The 14,670-nt window shown below is 41.2% G+C and carries 15 protein-coding genes; 10 read left to right on the top strand and 5 right to left on the bottom strand.

From position 1 onward, the window contains the following. Nucleotides 1–17 precede the first annotated feature (17 nt). Nucleotides 18–2,057 carry a methionine--tRNA ligase gene (gene metG, locus METTI_RS07865; protein ID WP_023845286.1) on the bottom strand — a complete coding sequence of 680 codons (2,040 nt, stop codon included), beginning with the start codon at nucleotides 2,055–2,057 and terminating at the stop codon, nucleotides 18–20. 138 nt (nucleotides 2,058–2,195) lie between these two features. Between metG and sppA the strand changes: the two genes are divergently transcribed. The 5 genes from sppA (at nucleotide 2,196) to METTI_RS07840 (ending at nucleotide 7,189) form a co-directional block, all read left to right on the top strand. Next, complete coding sequence (gene sppA, locus METTI_RS07860) at nucleotides 2,196–3,497, top strand: signal peptide peptidase SppA (protein ID WP_023845285.1); 1,302 nt, start codon at nucleotides 2,196–2,198, stop codon at nucleotides 3,495–3,497. A gap of 149 nt (nucleotides 3,498–3,646) precedes the next feature. Next, the gene (locus METTI_RS07855) at nucleotides 3,647–3,988 is read left to right on the top strand and encodes a metal-dependent hydrolase (RefSeq protein ID WP_052324320.1); all 342 of its coding nucleotides are present in this window, start codon (nucleotides 3,647–3,649) and stop codon (nucleotides 3,986–3,988) included. A 90-nt stretch (nucleotides 3,989–4,078) separates the two neighbouring features. Next, nucleotides 4,079–5,302: a COG1361 S-layer family protein gene (locus METTI_RS07850; protein ID WP_023845283.1), complete on the top strand. Its 1,224-nt coding sequence runs from the start codon at nucleotides 4,079–4,081 to the stop codon at nucleotides 5,300–5,302. A gap of 19 nt (nucleotides 5,303–5,321) precedes the next feature. Continuing rightward, a complete protein-coding gene (locus METTI_RS07845) occupies nucleotides 5,322–6,524 on the top strand; it encodes an ABC transporter permease (protein ID WP_023845282.1) in 1,203 nt (400 codons plus the stop codon). Next, entirely contained in the window at nucleotides 6,524–7,189 is a 666-nt protein-coding gene (locus METTI_RS07840) for an ABC transporter ATP-binding protein (RefSeq protein WP_023845281.1), read from the top strand. The genes METTI_RS07845 and METTI_RS07840 overlap by 1 nt, the downstream gene beginning before the upstream one ends. A gap of 26 nt (nucleotides 7,190–7,215) precedes the next feature. Here METTI_RS07840 and METTI_RS07835 read toward each other — a convergent pair whose 3' ends face one another. Further along, entirely contained in the window at nucleotides 7,216–7,791 is a 576-nt protein-coding gene (locus METTI_RS07835) for a DNA-3-methyladenine glycosylase I (RefSeq protein ID WP_023845280.1), read from the bottom strand. A gap of 53 nt (nucleotides 7,792–7,844) precedes the next feature. Between METTI_RS07835 and METTI_RS07830 the strand changes: the two genes are divergently transcribed. Together METTI_RS07830 and METTI_RS07825 are read left to right on the top strand one after the other, a co-directional pair. Further along, nucleotides 7,845–8,579: a SagB/ThcOx family dehydrogenase gene (locus METTI_RS07830; protein WP_023845279.1), complete on the top strand. Its 735-nt coding sequence runs from the start codon at nucleotides 7,845–7,847 to the stop codon at nucleotides 8,577–8,579. A gap of 14 nt (nucleotides 8,580–8,593) precedes the next feature. Beyond that, complete coding sequence (locus tag METTI_RS07825; protein WP_023845278.1) at nucleotides 8,594–8,899, top strand: helix-hairpin-helix domain-containing protein; 306 nt, start codon at nucleotides 8,594–8,596, stop codon at nucleotides 8,897–8,899. A gap of 358 nt (nucleotides 8,900–9,257) precedes the next feature. Here METTI_RS07825 and METTI_RS07820 read toward each other — a convergent pair whose 3' ends face one another. After that, a complete protein-coding gene (locus METTI_RS07820; protein WP_048135941.1) occupies nucleotides 9,258–10,178 on the bottom strand; it encodes a ribose 1,5-bisphosphate isomerase in 921 nt (306 codons plus the stop codon). A 90-nt stretch (nucleotides 10,179–10,268) separates the two neighbouring features. Between METTI_RS07820 and METTI_RS07815 the strand changes: the two genes are divergently transcribed. After that, on the top strand, nucleotides 10,269–11,294 hold the full coding sequence (locus METTI_RS07815) for a Fic family protein (RefSeq protein ID WP_023845276.1): 1,026 nt from the start codon (nucleotides 10,269–10,271) through the stop codon (nucleotides 11,292–11,294). A 46-nt stretch (nucleotides 11,295–11,340) separates the two neighbouring features. Here METTI_RS07815 and METTI_RS07810 read toward each other — a convergent pair whose 3' ends face one another. Continuing rightward, nucleotides 11,341–11,748 carry an HI0074 family nucleotidyltransferase substrate-binding subunit gene (locus tag METTI_RS07810; protein WP_023845275.1) on the bottom strand — a complete coding sequence of 136 codons (408 nt, stop codon included), beginning with the start codon at nucleotides 11,746–11,748 and terminating at the stop codon, nucleotides 11,341–11,343. Next, nucleotides 11,715–12,047 carry a type VII toxin-antitoxin system MntA family adenylyltransferase antitoxin gene (gene mntA, locus METTI_RS07805; protein ID WP_023845274.1) on the bottom strand — a complete coding sequence of 111 codons (333 nt, stop codon included), beginning with the start codon at nucleotides 12,045–12,047 and terminating at the stop codon, nucleotides 11,715–11,717. Before mntA ends, METTI_RS07810 begins: the two co-directional genes overlap by 34 nt. Nucleotides 12,048–12,188: 141 nt before the next feature. Here mntA and METTI_RS07800 point away from each other — a divergent pair, with 141 nt between their 5' ends. Together METTI_RS07800 and METTI_RS07795 are read left to right on the top strand one after the other, a co-directional pair. Then, entirely contained in the window at nucleotides 12,189–12,620 is a 432-nt protein-coding gene (locus METTI_RS07800; protein ID WP_023845273.1) for a DUF61 family protein, read from the top strand. A gap of 662 nt (nucleotides 12,621–13,282) precedes the next feature. Further along, nucleotides 13,283–14,650, top strand: coding sequence for an NAD-dependent succinate-semialdehyde dehydrogenase (locus tag METTI_RS07795; RefSeq protein ID WP_023845272.1), 1,368 nt, complete (start codon nucleotides 13,283–13,285; stop codon nucleotides 14,648–14,650). The last annotated feature ends 20 nt before the right edge of the window (nucleotides 14,651–14,670 follow it).

The raw sequence follows: 14,670 nt of genomic DNA, 5'->3' as shown, positions 1-14,670 counted from the left end.
CTTCAAATAAAACAAAATTATCTGATACAGGAACCTGGTCCCATTTCCTTATCGGTTGACAATAAAGAAACTCTCTCACCGGCATCTGCTGCAAGAAGCATTCCCTGTGATTCAACGCCACAGAGCTTTACAGGCTTGAGATTCACAAGTACATTAACAATCTTGCCAACCATTTCTTCAGGGTCATAGTATTCTGCAAGACCTGCAACAACCTGTCTTGGTTCTTCATCTCCGATATCAACCTCAAGACGGAGGAGTTTCTTTGATTTCTTGATCTTCTCAGCGGTAACAATCTTACCAACTCTGATATCAAGCTTTGCAAAATCATCATATTCTATTTCATCTTTGTATTCCATAATTTCTACTTCCTCAATACCTGCTTCCTTTGCCATTGCTGCCTTTATGCGCTTTGATGATATTGCTTCCATCTCATTGATCTTATCATCTTCTAACTTGGTGAAAAGAATTCCAGGCTTTTCGAGTTTTGTTCCGCTTACAACAGGAACGGTTGCTTCTTCATATGTAACTTCATGGACATCTGAGTCCATTCCAATCTGCTTCCATGCAACTTCCATGCTGCCTGGTGTCATTGGTTCGAACAGAAGGATAAGTGCCTTGGCAAGCTGGATACAGTTCTTTACAACCTTTCCGCAGGCATCTTTATCTTCTTTAATGAGCTTCCAGGGTTCATTTGACTGGAAGTATGAATTTCCGTATGATGCAAGAGCCATTGCAGTGTCAGCAGCTTTCTTGAACTCGTATTCTGAGTTTGCTCTTACTACTTCTTCAATGGTTGAATTGATCTTCTCTATGACCTCAGGGTCGATATCTCCATCAGGAATCTCACCAAAGTTCTTGAAAGCAAAGAGCAGGTTCCTGTACAGGAAATTACCTAATACACCAACAAGTTCGGTGTTTATCTTGTCCTGGAAGATCTTCCATGAGAAGTTGACCTCTTTTGTGTGTGAGGTATAACTTACAAGATAATACCTCAGAAGGTCAGGATGGAAACCATGGTCAAGGTAATCTTCCTCAACCCATACAACATATCCACGGCTCTTGGAGAATGTCTTATCCTCGATTTTCAGCATACCTGATGCAACAACTGCAGATGCCTGACTGTAGTCTGCTCCCTTGAGCATTGCAGGCCAGAAAATACAGTGGTGGTAGATGATGTCTCCACCAATGAAATGGACTATCGGACAGTCACCTTTCCAGAATTTCTCCCAGTCTCCGCCGGTTTTCTCTGCCCACTGTTCTGTGAAAGCCATGTAGCCAATCGGAGCGTCAACCCATACATAAACTACAAGGTCATCGTGTCCCGGGAATCTTACACCCCATTCAAGGTTCCTTGTGATACACCAGTCTGTAAGTTCCTGTTTTATCCAGCCCATTGCATAGTTGCGTGCATTCAGTGTGCCGCCAAGGTTTTCAAGGTGCTCCATGAGGAAGTCCTTAAACTCAGAAAGTTTGAAGAAAAAGTGTTCCTGTTCCTTATATTCAGCAGGACCCCTGCATATTGTACAGGTTGGCTCATTAAGCTCTCCAGGTTCCAGATGTTTTCCACAACCCTGATCACACTCGTCTCCACGTGCTTTTTCGCCACAGTGTGGACATGTACCCGCAACATACCTGTCAGGAAGGAAACGGTCACACTGAGGACAATATGCTATCTCGATTATCTTTGGATAGACATAACCTTTTTCGATAAGCTTGTCAACTATCTCAGTGGTACGGTTGTGATTTGTGTCATCATCGGTTGTTCCGAATGCATCAAACTCCACACCCATCTTCTTGAATACTTCATCAAAATGAGTGTGATACTGCTGGACCAGTTCTTTAGGTGTGATACCCAGCTCCTCGGCATTTACCACAATAGGAGTTCCATGGGTATCAGAACCACAGACAAATGTTGTTTCCTGTGAGTTCTTCTGGAGTGACCTCACAAAAATATCTGCGGGAATGTATGTTCTAAGATGCCCAACATGCGCCTTTCCGTTTGCATATGGAAGACCGCATGTCACAAGCACGGCTTTATCAGAAGGAATGTTTGACATTTATTATCTCCACTAAAAATATGATCAATATATATGGTGTTGCATTGCGTGCAATTATAAAATATATTTCGCTCGCTGAGCATAAGGGAAGCTTTTTGAATGTGCAAATACATTTTATACGCGGGATGGAACGAATAGATGAACGGAGATAATTCAGAAAAAAACATAGAGGATGATACCGAATATCATCTTTACCCGTATAGTTATGATAAAAACGAGAGTGATAACACTCAAGAAGATATTGACGAGATTCAGACAAGTGTCGTATCCGAAAATGCTGAAATCGAAGCAAGTGATAAAATTGCCGAAAACGATTCACCGATTATAGTTGAAACATCTGAACCTGTCCTGGAAAAAGTTGAAACTTCAGAGGATGAGGATATTTCAAAAAACACTTCAGACGATATTGAGAATGGTGAACCTGTTAATTCTGCTCCTGAAAAAGAAACTCCTGTAAAGGAAACAAGAACAGAGCCTTCAACAAGAGCAGGATCAGGTTATTATGAACCATCCCATGAAACTCCTGTAGTTAAAAAGAAAAGCCGTAAATGGCAATATGCTGCCATTGTCCTGGCTCTACTGTTTGTCATTGGTGTCAGTTTTGCAGCTATCTACCAGTCATTTAACGGTGATCTTTACTCTTCCAACGATAAAATTGCTGTAATTTACATAGAAGGAACTATGGTTACAAGCAGTGTACCTGGTGGACTTGGCTATGCAAGCTCCGAAGTAATATCTGACAACATCAGAAAAGCACTGAATGATGAAGATGTGAAAGCCATAGTATTGAGAGTTAACAGTGGCGGAGGGTCTTCAACAGCTGGCGAAGAGGCATACGAAGAAGTCAAAAAAGCAAGTGAAAGCGGCGTACCTGTTGTAGTTTCAATGGGAAGCACAGCAGCAAGTGCTGCCTACCACCTTTCAGCACCTGCCGACCTGATAGTTGCTAACCCGTCAACAATGACCGGAAGCATAGGTACTATATGGCAATTCCAGAACCTGTCAGAATATTATGACAAAGAAGGAGTCGAGTACTACATCGTAAAGTCCGGTGAATTCAAGGACATGGGTAATGCTGCCAGAGGACTTTCTGATGATGAGAAGGAATACGCTAACAAGGTTGTAGCAGAAGTTTACAGCAACTTTGTGAGCGATGTGGCTGAAGGCAGGGACATGAGTGTCAGTGAAGTCAAAAGTCTTGCAGATGGTAGAATCTACACCGGACGAGAAGCAAAGGAGCTCGGACTTGTGGATGAACTGGGTAATTTCTATGATGCACTTGACATGGCAGCAGACCTTGCAGGAATAGATGAACCGACTATAGTCTACATGAACAAGCCAACACTTTCAAGCCTGCTTTTTGGCTCAGAGGCTGACGCAGCTGAAACTGCCGAACTGGTTTATTACTATGAAGACAGCCCATTCGGATATCTAACCTGATGTGAATGCCCTTCACACCTTTTCATCTAGGACCGGCCTTTCTTCTCGGAGAAGTTTTCGAGAAAAAGGTCAATCTTTTTTCTATTTTAATCGGTAGTATTATTATTGATGTTCGTGCAACCTACTGCCTGTTTACAGGTTGTCGACCCTTGCACGGACCACTTCATACTTTTCTGGCTGCAACGGTTATAGGACTATTAATTGCATGGTTCATTTATTCTCAAAGAGCATGGTTGCAGAAAATTACCGATAAACTGAGAATAGAACAGAGTTATTCCCTCAATTCAATCGTAATTGGATCAATTATCGGAACATGGAGCCATGTGATTCTTGATTCACCTCTGTACACGGACATTACTCCACTCTGGCCGGCAACAAATAATCCATTTCTATGGACAATTGGTCCCCTGACAATATACGAATTCTGTGTATTTTCATTCCTGCCTGCAATTGTAATATTTATTTACAGGTACGGGAAGAGAGGACAATAATCCATTCAAAACCCCCTTACAAAAAGTATAAGTCAATTTGAACCAGACTTACTATAAAAAATCGAAGTTATTTCACGAGGGGGATTTTCAATGGTTATGAGCAAATATCTCAAATCAATTCTATTTTTATCAATAATTTGTATTTTATGCACTTCCTTTCCTGCTTTTGGTCTGGAACAGGTCAGGACTGATAAACTCGACATACTTGCAGCAGAGGTCTCACCTCAGCCTGTAAGACCAGGAGAAGAACTGCTTGTAAAAGTTAGTGTTGCAAATTACGATGACACCACCGTGAACAATATTATTCTTGATGTAGAGAACCAGTTCCCTCTCATTCTCAGATTCTCTGAAAAAGAGTATGGTGTAAAGAGTATTTCCAATAGCAGTTTCAGGATAGAGAGAATCAGCTCAAACGGAAATGTTGAGATCAACTACAATTTCCTCATTGATCCTGAAGCAAGAACCGGCACATACCATGTGACATTCAAACTCTCAGATGGAAACAGTGTTTTTGTTACAAGAACAATCTCCATAGAAGTTGAAGGTACACCTGAAATTGCCCTCATGAATTCCTCTTTCTCAAAAACAGGAATATCTCCTGGTGATGATTTTGTCCTGTACACTACCGTTGAAAGTGTTGGTAGTGGAAATGCCAAGAACATAAAGATTAGCCTGCAAATTGATGATGTCCCGGGGCTTGTAGCTGTAAATGACAACAGTGCCTTCATTCACACACTCGATGCAGGAGAAGAAAAAGAGATAGCTTTCAAGCTAAGTCTTGGAAAAGATGCTGATATAACATCATATAATATCCCGATATCCATAAGAGCTGTAGATGATACTGAAAGTTTGAATATAAGCTCAGTGGAAACTATCGGTTTTGAGGCTAAAGGCAAAGCGAAGATAGACATTGCAAATGTCAAGAATAGTCCCACGATGCCTGAAAAAGGAACAGAGCTCACCCAGATAATCAGAATAGAGAACGTAGGTGAGGGAGAAGCAAGGTCTGTTAAGGTCAGCCTTGTTGACCTTGACATGTCAGGAACTAAAGAAGCTTTCATCGGAAAACTTGATGCAGATGATGATGCTCCTGCTACTTTTTCATTCATCCCTCAAAAAAGCGGGGATCAGGAGTACACTGCACTTATCGAATATGAGGACGACTTTGGAAATCATTCCGTAGAACAGAAACTCACAATGAATGTTACAGGAACCTCTCCATATCTTATATTGCTGGTAATCATAGTGCTGCTGGTTCTTGGATATACAGCTTATACTCACAAAGACCGCCTGATAAGTAAAAACAAAAAATAAGAGACAGGATGAAGAGAACATGTTTGAAAAAGCAAAAGTCTCGTTTTTCCTTGCATCAAAATCGATACTTAGAGGAAATAAAGGAATTGCTTTTTTTACGATTATTGTCCTGACACTGGTGTATCTTCAGCTTGTTTTCTTCTCCAGCATGATAGGTGGAGTGACAATGAAGTTCAACGACGTTCTTGTTGACTACCAGACAGGAAACATCGTTATTGAACCAGCACAGGATGAAGCCTACATAACAAACGTTGATGCCCTGAGCAAAAAAATAGAGCACATACCTGAAGTTACGGGCGTTTCTCCCCGGTTGCGGCTGAAAACAAGTGTATCTTACAAAGAAAAGGAAGTTGGTGCCACAATTTATGGCATCGACCCGCAGGAAGAAGAGCTTGTGACTGATTTCTCATCTGCTATGGTTGAAGGGGAATTCATAAGCAAACTTGACAGGGGAGAAATAGTGCTCGGCAGGGAGATTTCAGGAGGATACGGAGCGGTAATGCAGACAAGATCCCTTGAAGATGTGGAAGTAGGCGATATCGTAACTGTCCTGATAAACGGGCAGGAAATGGATTTCAGGGTCAAGGGAATTTACAGCACCTTGTTCTTCATGTCTGATTCTTCCGCCTTTGTTAACATTGCAGACCTTGAAGACGCTCTTAATGCCGATAATAAAGCTCAGGAAATTGCCATTAAACTTCAGGATGGATCAGATGAAGACGTTGTGATGAATGAAATCCTGTCTCTCGGAATACAGGAAGAAGTTCGCTCATGGACTGAATTTGCCGGCATCCTGCAGATAATAGAGGGCACGCTGTCAATGGTAAGAAACATCTTCACGGCAGTCGGACTTATTGTTGCTTTTGTTATCATTTTTGTGGTAATCTTTGTCAACATCGTAAGTCAGAAAAGACAAATCGGTGTCCAGAAAGCCATTGGAATTGAAGAGGAAGTGATTATTGCATCTTTTGTGCTGCAGGCGATGTTCTATGCTTTCATTGCAATGGTAATTGGTTATTCCCTGATGCAGTTCGTCATAACCGGGTATACCCAGGCACATCCAATCAGCGCTCCAATAGGCAATGTCAGTCTGGATCTTAGCAACTCAGAGGCTGTAATCCGTGCTATGATGCTATTCATGGCAGCGGTGCTCGGGTCACTTATACCATCCTACAAGATGACGAAAAGAAGTCTTCTTGACCTTATATGGGGTTCTAACTGATGATTGAGGCTAAAGATATCAAGAGGACTTTCCTGATGGGAAAAGTTGAGGTGCAGGCTCTTAAAGGTGTCAGTCTCAACATTGAGAAGGGAGAATTTGTTGCCATTGTCGGTTCAAGTGGAAGTGGAAAAACCACCATGCTCAACCAGCTTGGAATTCTTGATACACCATCATCAGGACAGATAATTATTGACTCTACAAATGTATCGGAACTTAGTGACAGGGAGAAGATCAGATTCAGGCTGAATAACCTTGGATATGTGTTTCAGGACTATGCACTAATCCCCACTTTAACAGCACATGAAAATGTGTACCTTCCATTGATGATGCAGGGATATCCTCAAAAAGAGCTGGAGGAAAAGGCAACAAATATACTTGAAGCCGTTGGTCTTTCTGAGAGAATGCATCACCTTCCATCAGAAATGAGCGGAGGGCAACAGCAAAGAGTTTCAATTGCAAGGGCGCTTGTGCACGAACCAAAGATTATTTTTGCCGATGAACCATGTGCCAATCTTGACAGTACGGCTTCCAGACAGGTGCTTGAACTATTCAGTGATTTCAACAAAAAGAATGAGCAGACCATCGTCATGGTCACTCATGAAGAGTGGCATCTGGATTACGTTGACAGAGTTATTACTCTGAAGGACGGAATGATGGCAGATTAAACTATGATGTAAAATGAGGATTAAGCTCACTTCATTTTCCTGCATTCTTCATACCTGAAGCAATCCACTACATGATCATTTACCATTCCCACTGCCTGCATGAAAGCATAGATTATCGTTGGACCCACAAAATTGAATCCTCTTTTTTTCATGTCCTTGCTTATCTTTTCAGAAAGCTCAGTTTTTCCAGGAATATCCTGCATGGATTTCCATGAATTCTGTATTGATTTCCCATCAGGCAGGAATGTTTTGAGATAAGCATCAAACGAGCCGAACTCATTTCTGATTATTATGTACACTTTTGCATTATTGACAGCAGAACGCACTTTCAGTTTGTTCCTGATAATTCCGCAGTCCTGCAAAAGTTCGGCAATTTTTTTGTCATCATAAGCAGCTACTTTCTCGAAATCAAAACCATCAAAGGCTTTCCTGTAATTCTCCCTTCTTTTCAGGATAGTGTCCCAGCTAAGTCCTGCCTGTGCTCCTTCGAGTACCAGAAACTCGAATAGCTTCCTGTCATCATGTTCAGGAACTCCCCACTCTGTGTCATGATACTCAATTTCATGTTCGTTTGCTTCAGCCCATTGGCAACGTATTTTCATATTAGGAATTGGGCAATCAAATGCTTTATATTTTCTTCCTTTGATGTTTACTTATGAGTGGGACAGGCAAAGAATTCATGGAAAAGACGCAGTATCGATATCTGGACATGTCAGACCAGTCTATGGGCTACCCTAATCCTGATCTGGAACTTAGTGCAGAAGAGAATGACAGGATAATTGACCTGCCTTTGCCACAGAATATAAAAGTTGAGAACATCGACCTCAGAAAAGCAATAGAAAAGAGAACAAGTGTCAGGAATTACAGTTTTGAGCCACTTTCTCTTGAAGAGCTCTCCTACCTGCTCTGGTGCACTCAGGGAGTGAAGGAAGTTGTCAGGAATGCAGCTACTTTCAGGACAGTACCGTCAGCAGGAGCAAGACATGCTCTGGAAACATATATTCTCGCAAACAATGTCAAAGAACTTGAAAATGGCCTCTACAGGTTTCTTCCAATTGAACACAAGCTTGTGGAAATAAACACTGAAAAGGACATCGGAACAAATATCAAACGTGGGTGTCTGGACCAGCCTTTTGTAACCAGCTGTGCTGCAACTTTCATCTGGACAGCAATTCCCTATAGAATGACATGGAGGTACAGCCAGAGAGGTTACAGATACCTGCATCTTGATGCCGGTCACGTATGCCAGAACCTCTATCTCAGTGCGGAATCCGTGGGCTGTGGTGTTTGTGCAATTGCAGCATTCCTTGATGAAGAGATTAATCCTGCAATGGGAATTGATGGTGAGAACGAGTTTGTTATTTATGTTGCAACCGTGGGAAAAAAGTGAGATTTGAGGAAGTCATGATGAATACAAAAAAGAATGAAACTTCCAACACTGAAAATGAGAACTATAAAACCGTTACTAAAGAACTCATGATAATCCCCGGTGTTGGGAAAAAGATTGCTGATGACCTCTGGAATCTTGGAATCCGCGGTGTTTCTGAACTTAAAAACAGAGACCCTGAAAATCTCTACCGGCAATTGTGCGATTTTCAGGGGATGCATGTAGATCGATGCATGCTTTATGTTTTTAGATGTGCAGTTTATTTTGCATCTAATGATGAGCATGATCCTGAACTTCTAAAATGGTGGAACTGGAAAGACTGAGATTTTCCAGAAAACAATCTATAAATTCTATTTTTGGACTCTGTATAAATCCTGACATTAAAATTGAAAGGCAAAACCTTTATGAAAATTAGAATTAACCCGAAGGGTCCGGCGAAGCCGGCGTTTTCCCATCATGTCGTACAAATAATTGACATGTTGCAGTGGAATACTTTCTTTGCGTGCCTTCTGTAGAATTCTCAGGCATGAATGCAATTTTCTCTGTGCAGGGATTGGAATGTGCCGCCTTCGGCGGGTGGTTACTTTGTATTTAGATTGCCAGTTGTTTATGTGGAAATAAAATAAATCAACAGTTGTGTTAATCCTGAAACAGGATTTCTACATAGCCCATTTATGATACTCAAACTTCAATATCAAGACCCAGATAATCCCTGAGAATTGTGAAAGCCATTGCAGGCGGGAAAGCGCCTACTTCTGTGATAATCAGGTCAATATACTCTGCCGGAGTTACATCGAAAGCAGGATTCCTGACTTTTACGTTTGGAAGCTCTTTGAGAATCTCAGCATCTATTACTTCATCACTGGAGCGGTCCTCAATTTCCACCATTTCACCAAGGAGAGTGCGAGGGCTGAATTTATAGGTCTCTGCAGCAACAATCAGATTCCTGCGGGCTTCCTGAGCTGCCATTGCAAGCTGGGAAGTACCTATTTTGTTTATGAGTGCTCCGTTTATGGAAATTGAATCTGCACCGACTACTACGAGGTCAACCTCCTTCATGGTCAGTCTCACAGCTGAATCTACGATAAGAGTTGTAGGAATTCCATAATCATTCAGTTCTCTGATTGTGATAAAACCCTGTCTTCGGGGTCTGGATTCTGTGGCAATGACTGAAATATCCTTGCCCTGATCAAAAGCAGTTTTAATAATAGAAAGTGCTGCGTGGGAATTACAGTGTGTCATGATGACATCACCGTCATGAATACGTTCAGCACCTATCTTTCCCATCTTACCAAGTGCCTGCTCCGCATTTGTTATGAACTTTTCAGCATTTGCCTTTATCTCATCGATAGCGTCATAGACGTTTGTGGCGCTGTGCCTTTTTGTAAGAGCAACTGCATTAGGAAGTGAGACTGCTGTTGGTCTTGTGTCCACAAGTATCTTAGCGGCTTCTTCCAGTTTGACATTGAACTCGCTCATTGGCAATGATTTCAGTGTCATTGCATAGTCCCTGAGTGCTGCAGAAGCTGCAACTGCAATTCTTCCGGCACCTCTTATCTCCATCGTCTTTATCTTCTCTGCTGTAGTATTCAGGTCGTCCATGGCATCCATACTTATAAGTCGTAGTCAAAGAATTTATATTTAGCCTATATTCGGCCAGTCAATCAATGGTCAAAAACGGAGACATTAAGCATGTACCAGCCTGATTTCCAGTATAACGACAGAATAGTGCGACTACTTGCACGAATACATGCAGCAAGAGAGATAATTCTCAACACACATGTACCACCAGCGTGGGAAAGGAGATTGCAGATCAACAATGTTTTCAGACTTACATACCATGCTACAAGTCTTGAAGAAAACGGACTTTCCATCAGGCAGGTTACAAAACTCGTGAACGGTCAGGATATTTTTGGGGATGAGACCGACAAGAAACAGGTACTGAACTTCCTGGAAATGAATCAATACCTGCAGGATATGGATTATGATGAAATTACTGAGGATACGATATTCACACTCCACAAAATAGCCATGAAAGATATTGTTCCTGATGATGAGTTAGGAAAATACCGCACTACCATTGCAGAAGGTTTTATGGAACCGGAGAGAGTGAGATATTGCATCCGGGACCTGCTGGAATGGGCATACGGTGAGGAATCGGAAAATATACTCCCAACACTGAAAGCAGGCATTGTTCTTTTTGAGCTTTACAGGATGCATCCTTTTGAAAAAGGAAGCTGCACCATTGCCACAAGTATTTCATCCTATATGCTTTCCCAGAATTTCAGGGAAGCAAAAAAGCTGTTTACCGTTGAAGAGTTCTTTAACCAGAGAAAGAGGGACTATTTTGAAAAACTTGAAGGAAGAGGAAACAGTAAGCCAGATATAAATGAATGGCTGGAATATTATCTCTACGGACTTGCTCTTAAAGTATCAAGGGTTGAAAACGCAGTGCTTAACATCAGTCGTGATTACGGAACCATTGGAAAATACATCCAGACAGGACTGAAAGATCGCCAGCTGGAAGCTATTAAGTTTGCACGTGAGATGGGAAAGATAACTAATAAAGAACACCAGAAATTATGTAATCTGAGTGTTTCAACCTCAAAACGTGATCTTCAGGATCTTGTTCAGAAAAAGATTTTCGTTCAGGTTGGAAGAACCGGAAGGGGAACCTACTATAAACTCAGGTTTGACCATCTTGACGAACTAATATGATTGCTATCTGATTAAACAGACAATTAGAGAGAAAATGATGGGGCGATTATAGGCATTCTGTAACTATGCTTGTGTAAATCTTATTCATGAGGGCGTAATATCCTGAAAGTTCCTTGTATATATCTTCTGCAACATCCTCGTGATATGTGTGAGTTGTCATGTTCCTGTCATCGGTCATGTACAAAGCCTGCATGCTCTCATCCTCATTTATGAGATGCATTTTGAAAGCTTCACGGAAACATGATTTTGGGGAATTGCATATCACACCTTCTCTTTCAATCAGATACTCTTTTACAAGTTTCCAGATAGCTTCAAAAGTGTATTCAAAACGCTGTATAGCTGCATCCCTGATTATAACGGAGTATGGTTCATCAATTATTTCCTGAAGAGTTTCAAGGGCTCTTTTTGCAACCTTTGCTTTCATTCCGAGTTTACACTGCCTTTCCCTTTCCATACTTCTCCCTCATTAAGCACCTGCTGCCTGAAATCCTCAGAAACTGTGGAAAGGTCTACAAGGTCCACAGTATAGGGGATGTTCATCTCTTCTAATTCTGCTCTCAAGGCAGTTATCTTTTTTCTGTCAAAACAACCCGACGACAGGATTCCAATATCAATATCGGATGTGCTGTGAGCAGTTCCCTTTGCCCTTGAACCAAAGAGGAATATTTTAACATCTTCATTTTCAAAAGCCTGAAGGACAGCCGCTTTGACTTTTTGTATTGATGTTTCAAATACTTGTGATCTTTCAGGCATTTTGATTCCTATTATGAATTTGTAAATAAGATTATTATATTCTTTAGAAACTACAGCTTTAAATTATTTCCCGACTGCATATGCAAATAAAAATACTCAAAACCAATTTCAATTAAAAGTCACATAGAATAATTGAATATTATGTCCGGCAGAATTCCAGTTTCTGATGACTCCATCCTTATGCGTTGGATGAGAATTGAAGTAGGAAAACTAAACGATGGACTTGTTTCTGAACGTAAAAGCCTTGCCCAACTACTAACAGAAGAAAGACCTGTATCCAGAACAAAATCAGGAGAGGAACATGTCTTTGATAAGGATATACTGGAAGAACTGGGAAGTAAACTACCAACTGACCTGCATAGAAAACTAAAGATACCCATCATCTTTTTTTCAGATAATAGGGTTCCTGACAGTTGTTATATCAATGACCCCGTGGCTCTTGAAGCTTTACAAATTTTAGGAGAAATGAGTAAAATGAGAAGGATGCAGCAGGGGAAATTATGGATTGGAAAGTCCATAGCTTATACGATTATGAAGAAGTATCTGAGTGTTGTCCAGATAGCTATGATGTAAGATTAACAAGAGAATTTATAGAGTGTTTTTCAGATTACATGTTAACGCCGTTAAATAAAATTATGCCTTTATTATTTCATATGCCATTATGAATAAAAATGGAGTTACTTGATATAACTTGCTAAACATATGAAGGAAATGGAGTATGGGATTAAACGCATGGGGAATGGGTTTAACGTATATTAATCATATAACAAAACCAGGTGGTACGGGATCATATGATTAATATGCTTCAATTTAGTTTGATAGAGGGATTATTACACGGATAATACCAACCAACCATCTGTGATCTACACCACCCTCTATCAGGCATTTCACTTATCGCTGCCATCGTTTATTACTGCCTTGTGGTGGAGAAACGTATTGTCCTCCGATACCTGTAACAACCAACTTTTTCCACATAAGGCAACTTTTTTAATATCTTCGCAGACATTTTAACCGTTTAGATGTAATTAACATTCTCTGGAATCATCATACAAATATTGCAAATAAATTCAGAGGATTGTGTCTGATAAAGTTGTCTAAAAGAATAGATATTGATACATTATGTAAAGGATTTTTTCCATAATGAACAATATAAAAAGTAGCTCTCACTTTTTAATCACAGACTCAACAATAGCAAATATGTAAGATTCCAATCATTATAGCATCAGAGGAATATCATGACCACAATCTCATCCATCAACCCTACAACGAGTACAGTTATCAGTGAAGTTGAAATGCACACCAATGAACAGGTGAGCCGGATGCTCAAAAAATCTGCCCAAACGTTTGAGGAATGGAAAAGGACTGATGTTTCTGAGCGTAATGAGCTTCTGAAGAACTTTGCTGAGCTTTTGCGGAAAAATAAGGAAGAGTATGGAAAACTCATCACCACTGAGATGGGAAAAGTCATGAAGCAGGCTGTTCCTGAGGTTGCAAAGTGTGCCTCCATGTTTGATTATTTTGCTGATAATGCCGAGAAAATGCTTGAACCTGAGCCTGCGGAAGAAGGTGCATGCGACCAGATGATCCACTATGAACCAATGGGAGCGGTTCTTGCAATCAAACCCTGGAATTTCCCGTTCTGGCAGGTTTTAAGTGCAGCAGCACATGTGCTGGCTGGCGGAAATGTAATGCTGCTCAAGCATTCAAGCTATGTTCCCCTGTGTGCTCTTGAGATTGAGAACATTTTCCTTGAAGCTGGATTTCCTGAAGGTGTCTTCCAGACAATGATAGTTGATGGAAAGACTGCATCCTCACTTATTTCAAGAGATGAAGTGAAAGCCGTATCATTCACAGGAGGGCACGATGCGGGACAGAAGGTTGCCGAACTCGCTGCCCATAACATGAAGAAATTCGTGCTGGAACTTGGTGGAAGTGACCCGTTCATAGTCCTTGATGATGCAAATGTCGAGATGGCTGCAAAAGTTGCTGTTCCAAGCCGTTTCATCAATACCGGACAAACTTGCATTGCAGCCAAGCGTTTTATAGTCATGGAAGAAGTAGCCGAGAAGTTCACAGAAAAGTTTGCAGAGGGAACTCTCAACCTGAAAATCGGCGACCCAATGGACCCTGAAACAGACATCGGACCAATGGTTAGGAATGAGCAAATGCTTGTGCTTGAAGATCAGGTTAAAGATGCAATATCAAAAGGTGCAAACCCTCTTATCCCGGGTGGAAGAATGGCAAGTCAGGGATTCATGTATTCTCCAACCGTTCTCAGCGGAGTTACAAGAGACATGAAAGTCATGACAGAGGAAACTTTCGGACCTGTGGCACCGATTATTACTGTAAAAACAGAGGATGAAGCCATCGAACTTGCAAACGATTCCGAATTCGGACTTGGTGCCAGTGTCTGGAGCCAGGAACGTGACAGGGCTATGAGAGTTGCATCAGAACTGGAAACCGGAATGGTCGGGGTGAACTCATTCTGCACACCGCAGGCATGCCTGCCATTTGGTGGAGTTAAGAAAAGCGGAATGGGTCGAGAGCTTTCAAGACATGGTTTTCTTGAATTTATGAACATTAAAGCTGTGAAGCTGATGTGAAAGATAACTGAGTTTTTTGA

This window comes from Methanolobus tindarius DSM 2278 (assembly GCF_000504205.1).
Taxonomy (GTDB): Archaea; Halobacteriota; Methanosarcinia; order Methanosarcinales; family Methanosarcinaceae; genus Methanolobus; species Methanolobus tindarius.
This window is presented reverse-complemented; position numbering and strand designations above follow the sequence as displayed.

Bases quoted from the DNA above. Each gene is read 5' to 3' on its own strand.
- metG (WP_023845286.1), bottom strand. From the start codon at position 2,057: ATGTCAAACATTCCTTCTGATAAAGCCGTGCTTGTGACATGCGGTCTT.
- sppA (WP_023845285.1), top strand. From the start codon at position 2,196: ATGAACGGAGATAATTCAGAAAAAAACATAGAGGATGATACCGAATAT.
- METTI_RS07850 (WP_023845283.1), top strand. From the start codon at position 4,079: ATGGTTATGAGCAAATATCTCAAATCAATTCTATTTTTATCAATAATT.
- METTI_RS07845 (WP_023845282.1), top strand. From the start codon at position 5,322: ATGTTTGAAAAAGCAAAAGTCTCGTTTTTCCTTGCATCAAAATCGATA.
- METTI_RS07840 (WP_023845281.1), top strand. From the start codon at position 6,524: ATGATTGAGGCTAAAGATATCAAGAGGACTTTCCTGATGGGAAAAGTT.
- METTI_RS07835 (WP_023845280.1), bottom strand. From the start codon at position 7,791: ATGAAAATACGTTGCCAATGGGCTGAAGCAAACGAACATGAAATTGAG.
- METTI_RS07830 (WP_023845279.1), top strand. From the start codon at position 7,845: ATGAGTGGGACAGGCAAAGAATTCATGGAAAAGACGCAGTATCGATAT.
- METTI_RS07825 (WP_023845278.1), top strand. From the start codon at position 8,594: ATGATGAATACAAAAAAGAATGAAACTTCCAACACTGAAAATGAGAAC.
- METTI_RS07820 (WP_048135941.1), bottom strand. From the start codon at position 10,178: ATGGACGACCTGAATACTACAGCAGAGAAGATAAAGACGATGGAGATA.
- METTI_RS07815 (WP_023845276.1), top strand. From the start codon at position 10,269: ATGTACCAGCCTGATTTCCAGTATAACGACAGAATAGTGCGACTACTT.
- METTI_RS07810 (WP_023845275.1), bottom strand. From the start codon at position 11,748: ATGGAAAGGGAAAGGCAGTGTAAACTCGGAATGAAAGCAAAGGTTGCA.
- mntA (WP_023845274.1), bottom strand. From the start codon at position 12,047: ATGCCTGAAAGATCACAAGTATTTGAAACATCAATACAAAAAGTCAAA.
- METTI_RS07800 (WP_023845273.1), top strand. From the start codon at position 12,189: ATGTCCGGCAGAATTCCAGTTTCTGATGACTCCATCCTTATGCGTTGG.
- METTI_RS07795 (WP_023845272.1), top strand. From the start codon at position 13,283: ATGACCACAATCTCATCCATCAACCCTACAACGAGTACAGTTATCAGT.